We start from the raw sequence: 16289 nt of genomic DNA on the forward strand, positions 1-16289 counted from the left end.
TTTTATTCGCATGACAAACGTGTACATACCTGAAACTACCGAAAACCAAAGCAGGGTAACTGCGGGTAATATTTCGTTTGTGCATTACCAGGAGCAGGATAGCCTTCAAAATAGCCGGGTAGTATTTAATTGTTATGCCATTAGCTTTGTGATCAATGGCGAAAAGGCTATTTATCGTCCGTCTGATAATACAGTAGTACACACCGGTGAAGGTATTGTGATACCCCAGGGCCACTCTATCATGGCCGAGCATACACTTAATGAATATCAATACAGCAGCATCCTGGTGTTTTTTCCAGCGAGCGTGGCTATTGGTTTCTTAAATAAATATCAGCTAAATAGTAAAACTTCGGCTACTCCCGATTATATTAAATTCAGGCAGACCAATTACCTCGCGGGCTATGTTAAAAGCCTGCAGATCCTGATACACGAAGGACAAAATTTGTCCTATGAACTGGCGGTGAACAAAGTAGAAGAACTGCTGCTGGTTTTACTGCAAGGCCACCAGTCGCAATTGATCGCTTTGTTACAGAGTAATGCACCCTCACCTGCCCTGTTGTTAAAAAATGTAGTGGAGAACAATCTCTTCAATAACCTTACGCTCGAAGAGCTGGCCTTTTTGGCCCACAAAAGCCTGGCATCATTTAAGCGCGATTTTGAAAAAGCGTACCACATCGCCCCCGGTAAATACATTCGCGAGCGCAAACTGGAAATAGCGCGGCAGGAATTATCGCAAGGCAAAAATGCGACCTCCCTATACCTTGATCTGGGTTATGATAATCTGTCTAACTTTTCATCAGCCTTTAAAAAGAAATTTGGGGTAAGCCCTAAGCAATATCAACTCGGCGTACAGTAAGTACTCAAACTCCAAAACGTCATCCCGAATTTATTTCGGGATCCCACATGATTTATTGTAGAAGCACATATAATAAAAAGGGCTGTCAGTCTGAGCTTGTCGAAGATTCGTGCGCAGAGGCCTGCCCACTATGGTTCAACGAGCTCACCATGACACCCTGTTTTTATTGTCCTGTATGCCGCCAATATTATTGATCTGAGCCGTTTTCAATAGTTTTTGAACCTATACCAATAACCACAAGGCATTAAACATCGTCAATTTTGGATAAATAAATATTATCCAAAAGATTATGAAAACATTCATCTTATTTGTGTTTGCTGTAAGCCTTGGTTCCATTGTAAATGCACAAACCTTTACCCTTAAAAGCAAAGATCTGGGAGGTCAGTTCACTAACGAATTTGTTGCTAATACATTTGGTTGTAGTGGCAGCAACAAATCGCCGCAACTGGAATGGCAAAACGCCCCGACTGGTACACAAAGCTTCGCGGTAACTATATATGACCCCCAAGCCCCTACCGGCAGTGGTTGGTGGCATTGGGTTATTTTTGATATCCCCGCCAATGTACACGAATTAAAACAGGGAGCCGGCAATCCTTCGGCGGGGATAGCACCGGCTGGTAGCATACAGGGACTAACAGATGCGCTCGTTCCTGGCTATAGCGGCCCTTGCCCACCCGAAAACGACGCGGTCCACAGCTATGTGATCACGGTTTATGCCTTAAAATCAGCCAAACTTGGTGTTGATAACAAAGTTTCGGCGGCCTTAACCGGCTTTATGCTGAATCAAAATGTGATATCCAAAGCATCGTTGGTGGTATATTATAAAAGGTAAGATAAATCTAAACTGTTGCATCTGCCCCGAAATTTTGGGGCAGATGTAATTTTGTAGGTACATAATCGGGCTGGCTATTTTTAATTAGCTAAATATTTTGTTATTTGTAATAGCTTAAAATCCCACCGTTTATGCACAGAAGAAACTTCCTGAAAACAGGCTCATTAGCAGGTTTAACAATATCAACTTTGGTAGCCGCTTCATGCAGTCAGCCTGCGGAAGAAAAAAAGATCGATGATGCTGCTAACAACAAGGACGATCTGTTTGAACTATCTGAAGTTACCATCGCCTATCTGCAGCAAAAAATGCAGGCCAAAGAATATACTTCGCGCCTCATTACCGAACTTTACCTGAAACGTATAGACAAAATAGACAAGAACGGGCCAAAACTAAACTCGGTTATCGAACTCAATAAAGATGCGTTGAATATGGCCGATGCCATGGATAAAGAACGTGCACAAGGCAAAGTTCGTGGTCCTTTGCATGGCATACCCGTGCTCATCAAAGACAATATCAATACCGGCGATAATATGCACACCACTGCCGGGGCACTGGCACTGGCTGATAATTTTGCCAAACAGGACGCCTTCATCATACACAAACTGCGCGAAGCAGGCGCGGTAATCCTGGGCAAAACTAATTTAAGCGAATGGGCCAACTTTCGCTCCACTCACTCTACCAGTGCATGGAGCAGCCGTGGCGGGCAAACCAAATGCCCATATATATTGGATCGGAACCCGAGTGGTTCAAGCGCCGGTTCTGGCACAGCAGCGGCAGCTAATTTATGCGCTGTAGCTATCGGCACAGAGACTGATGGTTCTATCGTATCGCCATCATCAGTAAATGGCCTGGTGGGCATTAAACCTACCGTGGGCCTATGGAGCCGATCGGGCATCATCCCTATATCTAAAACACAGGATACCGCCGGACCAATGGCCCGCACCGTTCAGGATGCCGCTATTGTTTTAGGTGTACTGGCTGGTATCGATCCGCAGGATACTTATACCCTCGCCAGTAAAGGAAAAGTGGCGGTCGACTATACTAAATTTCTGGACGCAAACGGGCTGAAAGGCAAACGCCTCGGGGTAGAGAAATCTGCACTGGAAGGTAATCCAGCAGTGGTTGCTTTGCTGATTGATGCCATTAATACCCTGAAAAGCAAAGGCGCTACCATTGTTGAAATAGAACTGAACAAAGCCCTGAAAGACATTAGCCGGGGCGAGTTTACCGTATTGCTTTATGAGTTTAAAGACGGCGTTAATAAGTATCTAAGCACGGCCAACAGCAAAATGAAAACACTGGCCGATGTGATCGCTTTTAACAAGCAGAACGACGCCAAAGCCATGCCCTTTTTTAAACAGGAAACGCTGGAACTTGCCCAACGCAAAGGCGACCTCACCAGCAAGGAGTATCTTGACGCCTTGAAACAAACCAGCGAAGGCACCAGAAAAGCTATTGATAAAATACTGACGGATAATAAGCTGGATGCCATCATTGGCCCAACCAACGGCCCGTCCATCTGCATCGACCTGGTTAATGGCGATTATGATAACGGCTTCTCCTTCTCAGGTCCTGCCGCCAAAGCCGGCTATCCGCATATCACCGTGCCCATGGGTAAAGTACATGAGTTGCCTGTAGGGCTGTCGTTTTTCAGTACCGCTTATAAAGAGGCCGACATCGTTACGCTTGGCTACGCTTATGAACAGGCCTCGAAAAAAAGGACCGAACCTGTTTTTAAGCCAGACCTGTTTGCTTAACTTTGTGTATCATGGCAACAACACCCGTTCCTAAAAAGATACTGGCCAGGCAGCACGAAATAACCGCCGACTTTTTGAAGGCGCTTGACAGGCACCTGGATGACCTGTTGCAACACAAAGTTTTGGATATGATGGAGATTCGCGATTTTGCCGGTCAGCTGCACATCCACCCTACTCATTTAAGCAATACTATCAAATTAACCACTGGTCGTGCGCCATGTGATTTTTTTGAAGAAAGAATCATGAAGATAGCCAAAGATATGCTTCGGAGCAGTAACATATCTGTGGCTGAAATTGCTGCGGAACTTACTTTTGACCCATCCAACTTTACTAAGTTTTTTAAGCGCTTTGAAGGAGTTACACCCAAACAATACCGTGAACAGGTATTGATCAAACAATATGAACAGGTGGATTAAAAGGTGTCATGGTGAGCCTGTTGAACCATACTGGACAGACCTTTTAAACCACGAAATGAATACAATTTAATCTGAAACAGTTACCATTTAAACTGAAGTAGTCACCATAATTACAACACTATTTAGCTGCAACTTTGTATCATAAACAATAAACAAAAATAAAATGAGTACAAATAAAATAGCTTTGATTACCGGCGGCAGCCGTGGCTTAGGCAAAAACGCGGCCCAGCACCTGGCCAAAAAAGGTATTGATGTGATACTTACTTATCGCAGTAAAAAAGAGGAAGCGGAAGAAGTTGTGGCATCTATTGAAAAATTGGGTCAAAAAGCGGCCGCATTGCAATTGGATACCAGTGTGGTTAAATCATTTGATGGTTTTATCAGTCAGCTTACCGCGTTGCTACAGGAAAAATGGGGCCGTGGCACTTTTGATTTCCTGATCAATAACGCAGGTATCGACGCGGCATCGAAATTTGCCGAAACTACCGAAGAGGATTTTGATAACCTCATGAACATACACTTTAAAGGCGTTTACTTTTTAACCCAAAAAAGCTTGCCGGTTATTGCCGATGGTGGTCGTATCATCAACTTTTCAACCGGCCTGGCCCGATTTTCGACCCCTGGTTATGCCGCTTATGCTTCGATGAAAGGCGCTATTGAGGTATTGACCAAATATCTTGCAAAAGAGCTTGGCCCACGCGGTATCGCGGCCAATGTGGTTGCTCCTGGCATTATTGAAACCGATTTTACCAAAGAGGCATTTTCGCACGAAGGCATGCATGACCGGATCTCCAGCATTACCGCTTTAGGCAGACCAGGTATGCCCGATGATATTGGCGGCATTGTAGCCTTTTTATGTACCGAAGAAGCCCGTTGGATCAACGCGCAGCGTATTGAAGCTTCGGGTGGTATGTTCTTGTAATTGATTGGCTTGCCTCTATTAACAAAAAGTGGGTTTACACGGTTTACACTTTTCAGGGTTTAAACGAGAATAAATAATTGATAATCAATGAATTATATATATTTTCCCGAGAAATATGTAAACCCACTTTTGTATAAAATTATCGGCTAAATTTCAATTTAAGGGTAACACAATACCAAGGGTAGTTAATTTGATTTATGGCACAGCCACTTTTGTATAAATTCCAGCTGTCCTAACAAAACCCTATCTTGCATAAAATAATACATCGATATGGAATTTGGCCGTGTTACCCCGCAAGAATTAGCTGCTGTTGATTTCACCCTTCCACCTGATACAGCGCTTACATTAAGCACCCTGGCCTCTGCTAAAGGTAGTGAACCTATGCAAGTACGTGTAGGTTGCGCCAAGTGGGGGCGTAAAGAATGGGTTGGCCAAATCTATCCGCTAAAAACCAAAGAGGCCAATTTTCTGGATGAATATGTAAAACATTTTGATTGTATTGAGCTCAACGCTACGTTTTATAATGTCTACGGGCCCGATACCATTTCCAAATGGAAAGCCAAAGCCGAGAGTAACCCCGATTTTAAATTCTGTCCTAAATTTTCGCAAAGCATCAGTCACATCCGCAGGCTAAAAAACGCCGAAGATATTACCACCAGCTATTACGAAGGAGTTATGGCCTTTGGCGATAAACTGGGGCCTATGTTTTTACAACTGAGCGATAACTATACCCCCAAAAGTTTTCCCGAGTTAAAGACCTACCTGGAACAATTACCTAAAGATGTCCCAGTTTTTGTAGAACTAAGGCATAAGGAGTGGTTTGCTGTGCCAGAGAACAGCGAAAAGGTATTTAAGCTTTTTCACGATCTCAACATCGGCGCGGTAATTACCGATGCTACCGGGAGGCGCGATGTAGTGCATATGAACCTGCCTACACCGCACGCTTTTATCCGGTTTGTAGGTAATGGTCTGGTGAATGGTAACTTTGATTCAGATAAAGCCCGTTTGGATGAATGGGTTACCCGCATTAAACAATGGCAGCAACAGGGTTTAAGATCGGTATGGTTTTTTATGCACCAGCACGATGAACGTTACTCGCCCATCCTGGCCGATTATGTGACCGATGAATTAAACAAGGCTTTAGGCACGAAATTAATCCGCCCTAAATTCATCGAGGCACAAAGCACCCTGTTTTAGTTAGACACCAGGCCCGATATTATATTGATGCTCAAGGCCACTATAGCGGTATTAAATGCGAAGGATATCATGCCATGTATCCAGGCCAGGCGCCGGATCTGGCGGGAAGATATCTCCACATCAGATACCTGGAAGGTCATGCCGATAACAAAGGAGAAATAAACAAAGTCCAGATAGTCAGGCTGCTTTTCATCGCCCGGGAATTCAAGTCCGCCTAATGTTTTCTTTTTGCCATCATTGTCTGTATCAGTAGTATAATACATGTGTGCGTAACGCAGCGTAAATATAGTATGCACCAAAATCCAGGAAACAATAACCGATGCCATCCCCAGCAAAACATGACCGGTTACAGCCTCTGCCGACAGATGTTTAGATGATTTTAGCAGGAAAAATATAGCCAGCATGCTCACCAGCGAAGATACGATCACAAACAAGAATATTAGCGTACGGCTGGAATCTTCTATCCGTGCAATTTTGCGTACCTCCATAGGGTGGGATGACAAGATGATCACCCAATCCATAATGATAATAGCTAAGGCGAAAGCTATCCAGGTAGTTAATATGACTGCTGGCGCGCTAAAATGCCCGATGGATAAAAACAATACAATGCCACTTATCCCTAAGGAAATAAGCATCCGGTAATGAGCATCCAACCGGAACCACACTTTTGATTTGATTTTATTTGCAGGCATAAGGCGAGTTTATACCGTAAATATGGTGATGAATTGTGTAGAATTAATGAACTATGTAAAAAAGAATCAAGAGTTGAGGTAATAGAGTCAGGAATCAAGAGATAAGAGCCAAGAAGCAAGAAAGGATTGTTTTTCTGTCTTGCTTCTTGGCTCTCATCTCTTACTTCTATTCCTCATCTTCTACTATCCAAGCTACTCGGCCAACCTGCCCGTCATCTAACTGCACCTTGATACCGCGGGAATGATAAGCGGCGCTGGTGAGTAATCGTTTTACAAAACCGCGGGTAAGGGTTCCTGTACGCTGGTCTTTTTTCAGGATAATATCAACCTCCAGGCCTGGGTATATATCGCTTCTGTTTTGTCCATTCATGACCGTTGATCTATGTTGATTTTTATGATTCCGTTGATTTGTCGCCTACCTCACCAGTTCTTTTATCGCTGTATCAACTTTTCCAAAATCAAAATTGATTAGCAATTTATCAAAGGCAGCGATAATTTGCTCGTTACCCAGGTTACCAATGCTGCCCTCATGGGTATGGCTTACGGTTTTGTCGGGGTTAAAATCGCCCTGCTCAATAGCCAGGCCTATTTGTTTGTAGGCATCACGGAAAGGCGTACCGTTTAGTACCATGCGGTTCACTTCTTCCACGCTGAAGAGGTAAGCGTATTTGGGATCTTTCAGTATATCGGCATTTACACTGATGTTCTGCAGCATAAAAGTGGCCATATGCAGGCAGTTTTTCAGATCAGCAAAAGCAGGGAACAACAACTCCTTCAGTAATTGCAGCTCGCGGTGATAGCCCGATGGCAGGTTGGTGGTCATCATGGCCACATCGGTTGGTAGTGCCTGCAGGCGATTACATTTGCCGCGCATAATTTCCCAAACATCGGGATTCTTTTTATGCGGCATAATGCTGCTGCCGGTGGTGAGTGTGTCCGGGTAGCTTACAAAAGCAAAATTCTGGCTCAGGTATAAAGCCTGATCCATCGCCATTTTAGCCAACGTGGCCGCTACAGATGATAAAGCTTGGGCAATGATTCTTTCCGTTTTGCCGCGACCCATCTGGGCGTATACCACGTTATAATTTAAGCTATCAAAACCCAGCAATTGAGTGGTTAAAGTACGGTTTAACGGAAAGGACGAGCCATAACCAGCTGCCGAACCCAACGGATTTTTATTGGTGATGCGATATGCCGCCAAAACAAGCTCCAGGTCGTCGGCCAGGCTTTCGGCATAGGCACCAAACCACAAACCGAATGACGATGGCATGGCTATTTGCAAATGCGTATAGCCAGGCAATAAAACATCTTTATGTTTTTCGCTAAGAGAGATCAATTGCCTAAACAGCGCTTCTGTTTCTTCAACCACCTGTTGCAACTGATTGCGGAAAAATAGTTTCAGATCAACCAGCACCTGATCATTACGGGAGCGGCCGCTATGAATTTTTTTACCGGCATCGCCAATACGCTGGGTAAGCAGCAGCTCTACCTGCGAGTGTACGTCCTCTACCCCATCTTCGATGGTAAAACCGCCTTTTTCAATATCGGCATATATGGCTTTTAACTCGCGTTGTACCAGGTCAAGATCGGCAGCGTCCATCAATCCTATGCTTTGCAACATACGGGTGTGGGCCAATGAGCCTAATACATCAAAGGCTGCCATTTGCTCATCAAATTCCCTGTCGCGGCCAACAGTAAAGTTCTCTACCAGTTCATTTACATTGGTAGTTTTTTGCCATAACTTACTCATGGTGCAAATATGTGCATTAATGATAAATAAACGCTAAAAAATGAATAATCGTTAAACAAACATTAAACCTTTTTACTATTTATAAGTCGTGAATAATACGAACATTTCACAATCTGTTTAATCTTATTTAATACTTTAAACCTATCTTGATTATCATTTTGTACTTATGAAAAACAACATCTACCTTATTATTATCGCTGCCTTATTGCTGAGTGCCTGTTCAAAGAAAAATGACATGCCATCTTACCCACCGCCCGCCAAAGCAGTTATCAAAGATTCCGGCACTATCCCTTTCAAAATAGCTCCTTTGGCCGATAACCAGGTACAAGTTTTTCTGCGGATAGATCAGCAGCCTGTCCCTTCAAAAATAATCCTTAAACAGGATACCAATACCTTGCAAACCGCAACCATATCCAAAAACAACAACTATTACTCGGCTGTTATTAATTATACTTTTAAGCCGGGTGTTAAGTATAATTTCAAAGTTCAAGCTGTTGCTACTTCAGATACTATCCGTCAATTCAGCATTAATAATTATACCCACCAGTTTGTACATGCTTTTAGTTATAAAAAACTATTGGATCTGAAACAAAGCCTGGGGCCTAAGGCAGCCGACCTCTCGCCATCCAGAAACTATTTATTTATAACCGATGATGTAAATAATGTACTTTATACCAAAAGATTATCATTAAAAACTTTTGCAGTGGATGTTATCAGCGATAAATTACCATCCACCTTTGTAAGGGCAGCATCTGATGATGAGTTACTTATTTACGGTGATAAAAGTACGGCCAATGTTCCGCAAGTAACCATTGACCCGGGCAGCGACCGTGTGCCGCTGGCCAGGTATGACATCAATACCCAAAAATCAACTTTTGTTGATTTTGTATCTTACGATTATGGCCGGATATCCCGTGTGGTAAATAATCATGTACTGGTAACTAACCCCATATTTGAAGATAAAACGGTTTCCCTTGTGAATCTTAGCGATCTGTCAAAAGTGAAATATTCATTGGATAACTTCGATTTTGTACGCATAAATGAGTATAGCACTAATCATATTCTGTGTGCTAATAATTTGATCAATACCGCCAATGGCTCCATATCAACGCCTCTAAATCTCGATCAAAACTCAGGTATAATTGATATTGATAACGCATCGGGCTATGCCTTTGTGAGTTCAGCAAAAGGCACTTCCGCTAATGATCTGTTAACCGCTTTCAGCATTTATAAAGATGGTTCCCTCGTATACCAATCTGCCTACGTGCACGGAAATCAAACTTATTTTCCGGTGATAGCTAATATAAAAAGTGATATTTTAACTTTTTATAGGTGTTTCGACTACAATACCCAGGTACAGATAGACGGTTATTACACTTTAAACCTTAAGACTAAAGAAATAAAACTTATTCAGGCTGATAGTAATAGTACGCTTGCCGTAAGGAGTGATTATCAGTTTCAAGACGGCAGCATCATATCTGTAAGAGCCGATGGTGTATATCGAATAGCCCCTGCCAACTAATTTTAATCAGCTGAAATTAAGCCAGATAAATATAAAGTACAATTAGTTCACAAATATTCTACTAATTCTATAGGAATTATATAAATAGTTTTTATATTTGCACTGTCAACAACGACAAATAGTTCTTTATTACGCTTATCAAGAAAGACTGAGGGAAAGGCCCAAAGACGTCTTAGCAACCTGTACATCCGCATAATGTAAAAGGTGCTAATTCCTGCTCCGTATAGGAGAAAGATAAACAAAGATCTTACCCTTCTAATCTTCCATAAGTGATTTATAGTTTTTTTTTAAAGTCGCGTGACCGAGAGGATAGGTTAAGGTCTGCAAAACCTTCTACGGCAGTTCGAATCTGCCCGCGACGTCAAATTTTCCCCTCATTATTTCCTTAAAATTCACACTGTATCTGGTCTAAAATCAGAGATAAGGGGCATGTTTTATTCATATCCGGATAGTAAGTTCTATATCAGGTACCAATTAGTTTGATGAACGAATGCATAGATAAAAGATCTTTGTTCTTTGATTCAACGATCTTTTATCTATTCTTAGGGTCAATTTCGTTTAGTTTATCAAACGCTATATCCATCCAGGTTTCGGAAACATGATTAAGCGCGTTCTTCAGCTCTTCGGCCCATTGTGCGGATATAAACTCCAGATCCTTTTTCTCATAACGCTGCTCCACCAGCTCAAAGCTGTCTTTTTTATACAATGCCACATCAATCGGAAAATCAACATCGTTGGCGCTCACCCGGGTAGAATCAAACGACAGGAAACCTGTTTTAAGGGCCAATCTCAAGCTAGAGTTTTCGGTAAGTGTACGGTTTAAAATAGCCTTGCCATGAGCAGCATTCCCGATAACCACATAGGGCGATCCTTCGTCCAGCTCAACCCAGTTACCTTCGGGATAAAGCAAAAACAATTTATGTTCATCATCATCTTTAAGCTGCCCGCCAATGATAGTATTAAGATCGAACCGGAAACCAGCCTGTTCCAGTGCAGCTTTGTCTTCCTCGGCAGCCTGTTTTACCTGTTCGCCAAAGGCATTTACTGCCTTATACAGTTTATTAAACTCCCGGCTTTCCAACTGCTCGGTAAAATAAGTGATGGCTTTATCACGTATGGAGCGCAAACCGCTGGTCATGATAAAAAGCGAAAAATGATCTTTTTGCGCTATCGTGATCTTCTTTTTTATGGTAGTATCGGTTCCCGAAGTAATGCGGGTATCAGCAATAGCCAGCAAACCCTCTTTAACTTTAATTCCCAGGCAATAGGTCATCTTAAAAATGCAATGCGTTAAAAATTCCGAAAAAGCCAAAGTAATTAAATATTGGGAGATTGTGCAGAGCATGGATAATTTGATGCCAGCTACTGGCAATTCCGAAAAATCAATTGTATAAGTTCAACTATGAATATTTTAAAAAAATTGGCTAAATCGTTATTATTCGGTATTCTTGGCCTTACGCATTACCCCGGCGTACCTGCATCCTCATAAAACAAACATCAATGACCGAACACAAACTCAATCCCGGGATCCTTAAAACCAAACAGCATTTTGAAATTCTTGACGGCCTGCGCGGCGTAGCGGCTGTGGCCGTGGTGATCTTCCATTTTATGGAAATAGCCTACTCCGATTACAGCCAAAACTTTATAGGCCATGGTTTCCTGGCGGTCGATTTTTTCTTTTGCCTGTCTGGCTTTGTAATTGGCTATGCTTACGATGATCGTATTGGTAAAATGGGGATCATGGAGTTTTTTAAATCGAGGATCATCAGGCTGCACCCCCTTGTTATTTTTGGTTCGGTACTAGGTTTGTTAGCCTTTTTGTTTGATCCGTTTGGTGGTCATCCGGAGCTATACAGCGCAGGCAGGCTGATATTGCTATTTTTACTGTCTATACTACTTATCCCTTTCCCAGAGATGTCTGACCGTTATTTTAATCAATTCGGTTTTAACGCCCCTGCATGGTCGCTGTTTTGGGAGTATATAGCCAATATTGTTTATGCCTTTGTGCTTTGCCGGGCTCATAAGCGTGTATTGTTTGTGCTTGCTATATTGGCGGCACTGAGTATTTGTTTTGTAGCGCAGCACTCCGGCAACCTGATGGGCGGCTGGGGTAAGGGCAATTTTTGGGACGGTGGTGCACGCATCAGCTATTCGTTTTTAGCCGGTTTGCTGGTATACCGCTTCAATTGGATCATTAAAAACAAGCTGGGCTTTTTGGGCTTGGCGGTGTTGCTGGCCCTCGCCTTCCTGATGCCTTTCTCTACCAAATGGAACTGGCTTACCGAACCGCTGGTGGTAATTTTTTATTTCCCTCTTTTAATTGCACTGGGCGCGGGAGCCGTGCTAACGCAAGGCGTAAAAAAATTGTGTGTATTCGCCGGAAATGTATCATACCCCTTGTACATGACCCATTATGCGGTGATGTGGATGTTTGGAAACTATTACACCGCCCACAAACCAGGTCCGGGGCAACTGGGGCTTATTATCCCGATATCGGTCATATTGCTGGTTGGAATAGCTTATTTGGTGATGGTAATTTATGATATCCCCGTACGGAAATACCTTACGAGCAAAAGGAAACAGGTTTAAATATTGACCATACCCCTAACTTTTCGTATATTTATATCAAACGACAGCCCGGCTCCTTTTTCAGGAAGACCGGGCTGTTTGGTTAAGGCAACAGGAGAGCCAAAAACCTACCGTTTAACATACAATCATCTATTTATCAAATATTTAAAACTCATTTAACCGGTTATTATAAAATATAGAACACCGCTTGTTGCTGGGTGTTGGTCACCATATCGGTTACCTGCGGCATTTCGTCCTTTAGCATTTGCTTCAGGTCCTGCTCAATTTTACGGCTAATGGCGGTAGTTGGCGTATCCGTCGGCATGTTCTCAAATGGATCCTGCAGATGGATGGCCATTTTCTCGATCAGGAAAAATGCCGACGAAATAGCGATTACCAGGGGCACCTGTAATATACCAAAAAACTCCATCAGGCTAAAAGGCAGCAGCAGTACAAAAAACAGTACCAACCAGTGTATATACACACTATAAGTAGCCGGGAATACGGTGTTCTTAATCCGCTCGCAGCCACCCATAGAGTTCATAAAACTGGTTAAGGTGCCATCCATAGTTACCTGCTGGTATTCATTGATCCAGCCTAGTTTGTACAAGGTGCGCAGATCGTGCCCTTGTAACTCATTCAAGGCCAACGGCACATGATCTACGTTGCGAATGTTCCTGACGTCATCAGCGCTTAAAAATGCTTCCAGGTTTTGTTTAGCATCCTGTTTGCGCAAATGGCGGCTCAAACTGTAGCACCAGGCCATCTGCCTTTTTACGATCCGTTCCTTGAGGGCCCATTTCTCCTCGCCGTCGATACTGCTGTCAACAAAGGTTAGTACCTGGCGGGTAAGGGTTCGGCAATCATTCACGATGCCTCCCCACAAAATACGGGCTTCCCACCAGCGGTCATACGCCTGATTTGACCGAAAAGCCAATAACAGGGATATGATAGTACCTAAAATAGTAGGCACCGTTAAAGGGATGGACACCTCTTTCAGGTTATAGTACTGATGCACCAGGTAAATAGCCGATGCATAGATGGCCACCATGATGAGTTCTTTTTTTATTTTTCCGAATACGTACGTAGCCGGGATGTTTTCTTTTAGTAGCATAGTATTTTAATAATTAAGGGGTTAATTACTGTTGTTCAATCAATTCTTGTTCCTGGGCAATAAGGTTTGTTATTACGCCATCTGTTTCTGTGTTAGCTAATACCCGTGTTCCGCATTTTGCAATCAGCACTTGTGGGTCTATACTGTTTTTAAAAAGCAATTGGTAATTATCGTGCGGCGGCACTATAGCATCCACTTCATGGGCATCCAGGTAGTTATTAAAAACAGCTACCGTACTGCCGTAAAAAATATCGATGTGGATACGGTTGATCAGGTGGCTGAAATCTTTTTCCATTTCACGGCAGCGGATATAGAAATTATCAGGAATGTGCTTGTACTCGGCTGATCGGCGCGACAGCATCAGCAGCTCGCCTATATTGTCGGTAATTTTCAGCATATGTACCAGCCTGATATCCACTTTTTGCGGATAATATTGCTGGGCTATATTAGGGATGCTTTGAAGCGATTGGTAGGTAAAATCGGTGGGGATGAACAGCGTTTTCATAGTCGTAATTATTTAATGGTTTAACTTGAACTATTTTGTTTGATACAAGTGTAGCCCTCAATAATTAAGATGATCTAAGAAAGTTATTAGAATTTGATTAGAGTTTTACGCTGATGCATCCACCGGCAAAAAAACTTTGATCTCGGTGCCCTTGCCCACGTCCGAGCGGATACCTATGCTGCCCCTGTGCAGGCGTATAATGTTAAGCGTTAATGGCAAGCCAACACCATGCCCTTCGTAATTATGGGTATTGGAGGCTCTGAAAAATGGTTCAAAAATATGCTGAAGCTCACTTTCGGGAATGCCTATGCCCTGATCGGTAATGGAGACGATCACTTTATTGTTTTCGGCCAGCAGCCTTATTGTTACCAGCCGGTTATCAGAATATTTACAGGCGTTGCTGATGATGTTGGTAATGGCCAGCTGTAATAAATTGCTGTTACCGCTCACATAAAGCAGGCGCTCATCGGTGGGCATATCTTCCAGATCAATCTGTATCTTGCTTTCGGTATGGATCTTTTTGATCGACTCTGACGCTACCATCACGAGTTCATCTATACGGATACTTTCCCAGCGTTGTTTTTTACCGTCGAAGCCTGATTGGGCAAGAGCCAATAAACTATTCAGTATCTGGCGCAGCTTCTCGGCCTCCGAATAAATGGTGTCAAATATCTCACGCTGATCCGGGCTTGCATCGCTTTTGCTTAGGGCAAGCTCAGCTTCAGAACTGATGATGGTTAGGGGCGTGCGCAGCTCGTGCGAGGCATTGCTTACAAAGTTATTCTGTGTTTCAAAAGCTGTTTCCAGGCGGTTAAGCATGTCATTAAAGGTGTAGGATAGTTCGGCTACCTCATCTTTACCGCTCAGTTCATCCAGCCTGAAATGCAGGTTATTGGCCGTTATATTTTTAACGTTGTTAATGATACGCCGTATAGGTTGAAAAGTATAAAAAGAGAATATTTTACCTACAAAATACACCAGTATCATAGCTACTAAAAAGCCGTAGATCAATATTTTTTGCAGATCCTTCAACTCCTGGAAACCGGCGGGATCTGAAGCCGAAACAACAACAATGTATTTGCTGTTGCCCTTTGTAAATAGCTTACCGGCATAAAAGGTATTATCTACTTTGTAGCGGGCCGCGCTATCGCTGAGTATTTGTTTGATCAGTTTGCTGTTTTCATCGATGCCACCAGCAATGTGTACTTTGTTTAGTGTATCGGTATTAAAAAAATACATTCGTTCAGCTTCCAGTCGCTCCAGGTATTTATTTCGGACTTCCTGGTAAGCCCTGCTTCTTTCACTTGGAAAAATGTTAACCTCGGCCGATATATTAACCCGAGCCTCCAGCCGTTTAAAAAAATCGTCGAAACCAAACCGGTATACCAGGTAAAAAACAGTGATGTTGAGCAATAACAATATTACACCGGAGAGCAGCAGGAACAGCAGGGTTATTTTACTTTGTATTTTCATCGGGCTCTCCCTCCTTCATGATATATCCCATGCCAAAAACCGTATGTATCAATTTGGTACCTCCACCTTTTTCCAGCTTTTTGCGTAGATAGTTTACATATACGTCAACCACGTTGGTACCCATATTAAAATCAATATCCCATACGCTTTCCAGTATCTGGATGCGTGACAGCACTTTTTTCTGATTCCTGACAAAATACTCCAACAATCTATACTCTGTAGCAGTAAGTTTTAAGGTGTCGCCGTTACGGTATGCTATTTTTGATTCGGTGTTCAACTCCAGATCGCCGATCTTAAATATATTACTGGCCGATTGTTGTTCGCCGCTTTTACGGCGTAACAGGGTACGCAGGCGCGCCGCCAGTTCGGCAATTTTAAAGGGTTTTACCAGGTAATCGTCGGCACCGCTATCCAAGCCGTTTACGATATTTTCGGTTGAGTCAAGGGCTGTTAACATGATAACAGGCATAGTTTGCTTATGCTGCCTGATGAGCTTACAAACCTGTATGCCATCCATTACAGGCAGCATTACATCTAATATTACCAGGTCGAAATCATGATCGAGCGCCATTTGCAAACCGGTCGCGCCATTAGCCGCTACGCTTACCTCGTAGCCAAATTCGGCAAGCCCGCGTTTGATAACTGATACCACATTAGGTTCATCCTCAACCAACAATATCCCCAT

16 protein-coding genes and 1 riboswitch are annotated in these 16289 nt (G+C 43.0%); of the genes, 8 read left to right on the top strand and 8 right to left on the bottom strand.

The annotated features are described in order from the left end of the window. Positions 1-10 precede the first annotated feature (10 nt). From ACTJKG_RS09690 to ACTJKG_RS09715, 6 genes are all read left to right on the top strand, one after another. Entirely contained in the window at positions 11-856 is an 846-nt protein-coding gene (locus tag ACTJKG_RS09690) for a helix-turn-helix domain-containing protein (RefSeq protein ID WP_440739059.1), read from the top strand. A 289-nt stretch (positions 857-1145) separates the two neighbouring features. After that, a complete protein-coding gene (locus tag ACTJKG_RS09695) occupies positions 1146-1688 on the top strand; it encodes a YbhB/YbcL family Raf kinase inhibitor-like protein (RefSeq protein WP_172335231.1) in 543 nt (180 codons plus the stop codon). Positions 1689-1819: 131 nt separating this feature from the next. Further along, positions 1820-3445: an amidase gene (locus ACTJKG_RS09700; RefSeq protein WP_440739060.1), complete on the top strand. Its 1626-nt coding sequence runs from the start codon at positions 1820-1822 to the stop codon at positions 3443-3445. An 11-nt stretch (positions 3446-3456) separates the two neighbouring features. After that, positions 3457-3861, top strand: a complete 405-nt coding sequence (locus ACTJKG_RS09705; protein ID WP_172335233.1) for a helix-turn-helix domain-containing protein — start codon at positions 3457-3459, stop codon at positions 3859-3861. A 163-nt stretch (positions 3862-4024) separates the two neighbouring features. Beyond that, positions 4025-4783: an SDR family NAD(P)-dependent oxidoreductase gene (locus ACTJKG_RS09710; RefSeq protein WP_440739061.1), complete on the top strand. Its 759-nt coding sequence runs from the start codon at positions 4025-4027 to the stop codon at positions 4781-4783. 270 nt (positions 4784-5053) lie between these two features. Next, positions 5054-5980, top strand: coding sequence for a DUF72 domain-containing protein (locus ACTJKG_RS09715; RefSeq protein ID WP_440739062.1), 927 nt, complete (start codon positions 5054-5056; stop codon positions 5978-5980). Here ACTJKG_RS09715 and ACTJKG_RS09720 read toward each other — a convergent pair. The 3 genes from ACTJKG_RS09720 to argH all read right to left on the bottom strand — a co-directional run bounded on the left by ACTJKG_RS09720 (position 5977) and on the right by argH (position 8422). Beyond that, positions 5977-6672, bottom strand: coding sequence for a DUF1345 domain-containing protein (locus ACTJKG_RS09720; protein WP_440739063.1), 696 nt, complete (start codon positions 6670-6672; stop codon positions 5977-5979). The two genes, ACTJKG_RS09715 and ACTJKG_RS09720, sit on opposite strands and share 4 nt — an antisense overlap. Positions 6673-6838: 166 nt before the next feature. Then, a complete protein-coding gene (locus ACTJKG_RS09725) occupies positions 6839-7042 on the bottom strand; it encodes a YwbE family protein (RefSeq protein ID WP_172335237.1) in 204 nt (67 codons plus the stop codon). 45 nt (positions 7043-7087) lie between these two features. Then, on the bottom strand, positions 7088-8422 hold the full coding sequence (gene argH / locus ACTJKG_RS09730) for an argininosuccinate lyase (protein WP_440739064.1): 1335 nt from the start codon (positions 8420-8422) through the stop codon (positions 7088-7090). A 166-nt stretch (positions 8423-8588) separates the two neighbouring features. On the opposite strand from argH, the gene ACTJKG_RS09735 reads away from it, so the two are divergent. Further along, positions 8589-9944, top strand: coding sequence for a hypothetical protein (locus ACTJKG_RS09735; protein ID WP_172335239.1), 1356 nt, complete (start codon positions 8589-8591; stop codon positions 9942-9944). A 132-nt stretch (positions 9945-10076) separates the two neighbouring features. Beyond that, positions 10077-10185, top strand: a riboswitch (SAM riboswitch). 291 nt (positions 10186-10476) lie between these two features. Here the strand turns inward: ACTJKG_RS09735 and ACTJKG_RS09740 are convergent. Beyond that, positions 10477-11217: a peptidase gene (locus ACTJKG_RS09740; RefSeq protein WP_172335240.1), complete on the bottom strand. Its 741-nt coding sequence runs from the start codon at positions 11215-11217 to the stop codon at positions 10477-10479. A 227-nt stretch (positions 11218-11444) separates the two neighbouring features. On the opposite strand from ACTJKG_RS09740, the gene ACTJKG_RS09745 reads away from it, so the two are divergent. Next, the gene (locus tag ACTJKG_RS09745; protein ID WP_440739065.1) at positions 11445-12533 is read left to right on the top strand and encodes an acyltransferase family protein; all 1089 of its coding nucleotides are present in this window, start codon (positions 11445-11447) and stop codon (positions 12531-12533) included. Positions 12534-12699: 166 nt separating this feature from the next. Here ACTJKG_RS09745 and ACTJKG_RS09750 read toward each other — a convergent pair whose 3' ends face one another. The 4 genes from ACTJKG_RS09750 to ACTJKG_RS09765 form a co-directional block, all read right to left on the bottom strand. Beyond that, positions 12700-13626, bottom strand: a complete 927-nt coding sequence (locus tag ACTJKG_RS09750) for a bestrophin family protein (RefSeq protein WP_172335242.1) — start codon at positions 13624-13626, stop codon at positions 12700-12702. Positions 13627-13651: 25 nt separating this feature from the next. Beyond that, complete coding sequence (locus ACTJKG_RS09755) at positions 13652-14131, bottom strand: hypothetical protein (RefSeq protein ID WP_440739066.1); 480 nt, start codon at positions 14129-14131, stop codon at positions 13652-13654. Between the two features lie 105 nt (positions 14132-14236). Beyond that, positions 14237-15604 carry a HAMP domain-containing sensor histidine kinase gene (locus ACTJKG_RS09760; protein ID WP_172335244.1) on the bottom strand — a complete coding sequence of 456 codons (1368 nt, stop codon included), beginning with the start codon at positions 15602-15604 and terminating at the stop codon, positions 14237-14239. After that, positions 15588-16289, bottom strand: a complete 702-nt coding sequence (locus ACTJKG_RS09765) for a response regulator transcription factor (protein ID WP_172335245.1) — start codon at positions 16287-16289, stop codon at positions 15588-15590. The genes ACTJKG_RS09760 and ACTJKG_RS09765 overlap by 17 nt, the downstream gene beginning before the upstream one ends.

It is taken from the genome of Mucilaginibacter sp. 22184, assembly GCF_052045695.1.
Taxonomy (GTDB): domain Bacteria; phylum Bacteroidota; class Bacteroidia; order Sphingobacteriales; family Sphingobacteriaceae; genus Mucilaginibacter.

Excerpts from the sequence above, each read along its gene's own strand:
- ACTJKG_RS09690 (WP_440739059.1), top strand. The coding sequence starts at position 11 with ATGACAAACGTGTACATACCTGAAACTACCGAAAACCAAAGCAGGGTA.
- ACTJKG_RS09695 (WP_172335231.1), top strand. The coding sequence starts at position 1,146 with ATGAAAACATTCATCTTATTTGTGTTTGCTGTAAGCCTTGGTTCCATT.
- ACTJKG_RS09700 (WP_440739060.1), top strand. The coding sequence starts at position 1,820 with ATGCACAGAAGAAACTTCCTGAAAACAGGCTCATTAGCAGGTTTAACA.
- ACTJKG_RS09705 (WP_172335233.1), top strand. The coding sequence starts at position 3,457 with ATGGCAACAACACCCGTTCCTAAAAAGATACTGGCCAGGCAGCACGAA.
- ACTJKG_RS09710 (WP_440739061.1), top strand. The coding sequence starts at position 4,025 with ATGAGTACAAATAAAATAGCTTTGATTACCGGCGGCAGCCGTGGCTTA.
- ACTJKG_RS09715 (WP_440739062.1), top strand. The coding sequence starts at position 5,054 with ATGGAATTTGGCCGTGTTACCCCGCAAGAATTAGCTGCTGTTGATTTC.
- ACTJKG_RS09720 (WP_440739063.1), bottom strand. The coding sequence starts at position 6,672 with ATGCCTGCAAATAAAATCAAATCAAAAGTGTGGTTCCGGTTGGATGCT.
- ACTJKG_RS09725 (WP_172335237.1), bottom strand. The coding sequence starts at position 7,042 with ATGAATGGACAAAACAGAAGCGATATATACCCAGGCCTGGAGGTTGAT.
- argH (WP_440739064.1), bottom strand. The coding sequence starts at position 8,422 with ATGAGTAAGTTATGGCAAAAAACTACCAATGTAAATGAACTGGTAGAG.
- ACTJKG_RS09735 (WP_172335239.1), top strand. The coding sequence starts at position 8,589 with ATGAAAAACAACATCTACCTTATTATTATCGCTGCCTTATTGCTGAGT.
- ACTJKG_RS09740 (WP_172335240.1), bottom strand. The coding sequence starts at position 11,217 with ATGACCTATTGCCTGGGAATTAAAGTTAAAGAGGGTTTGCTGGCTATT.
- ACTJKG_RS09745 (WP_440739065.1), top strand. The coding sequence starts at position 11,445 with ATGACCGAACACAAACTCAATCCCGGGATCCTTAAAACCAAACAGCAT.
- ACTJKG_RS09750 (WP_172335242.1), bottom strand. The coding sequence starts at position 13,626 with ATGCTACTAAAAGAAAACATCCCGGCTACGTACGTATTCGGAAAAATA.
- ACTJKG_RS09755 (WP_440739066.1), bottom strand. The coding sequence starts at position 14,131 with ATGAAAACGCTGTTCATCCCCACCGATTTTACCTACCAATCGCTTCAA.
- ACTJKG_RS09760 (WP_172335244.1), bottom strand. The coding sequence starts at position 15,604 with ATGAAAATACAAAGTAAAATAACCCTGCTGTTCCTGCTGCTCTCCGGT.
- ACTJKG_RS09765 (WP_172335245.1), bottom strand. The coding sequence starts at position 16,289 with ATGGGGATATTGTTGGTTGAGGATGAACCTAATGTGGTATCAGTTATC.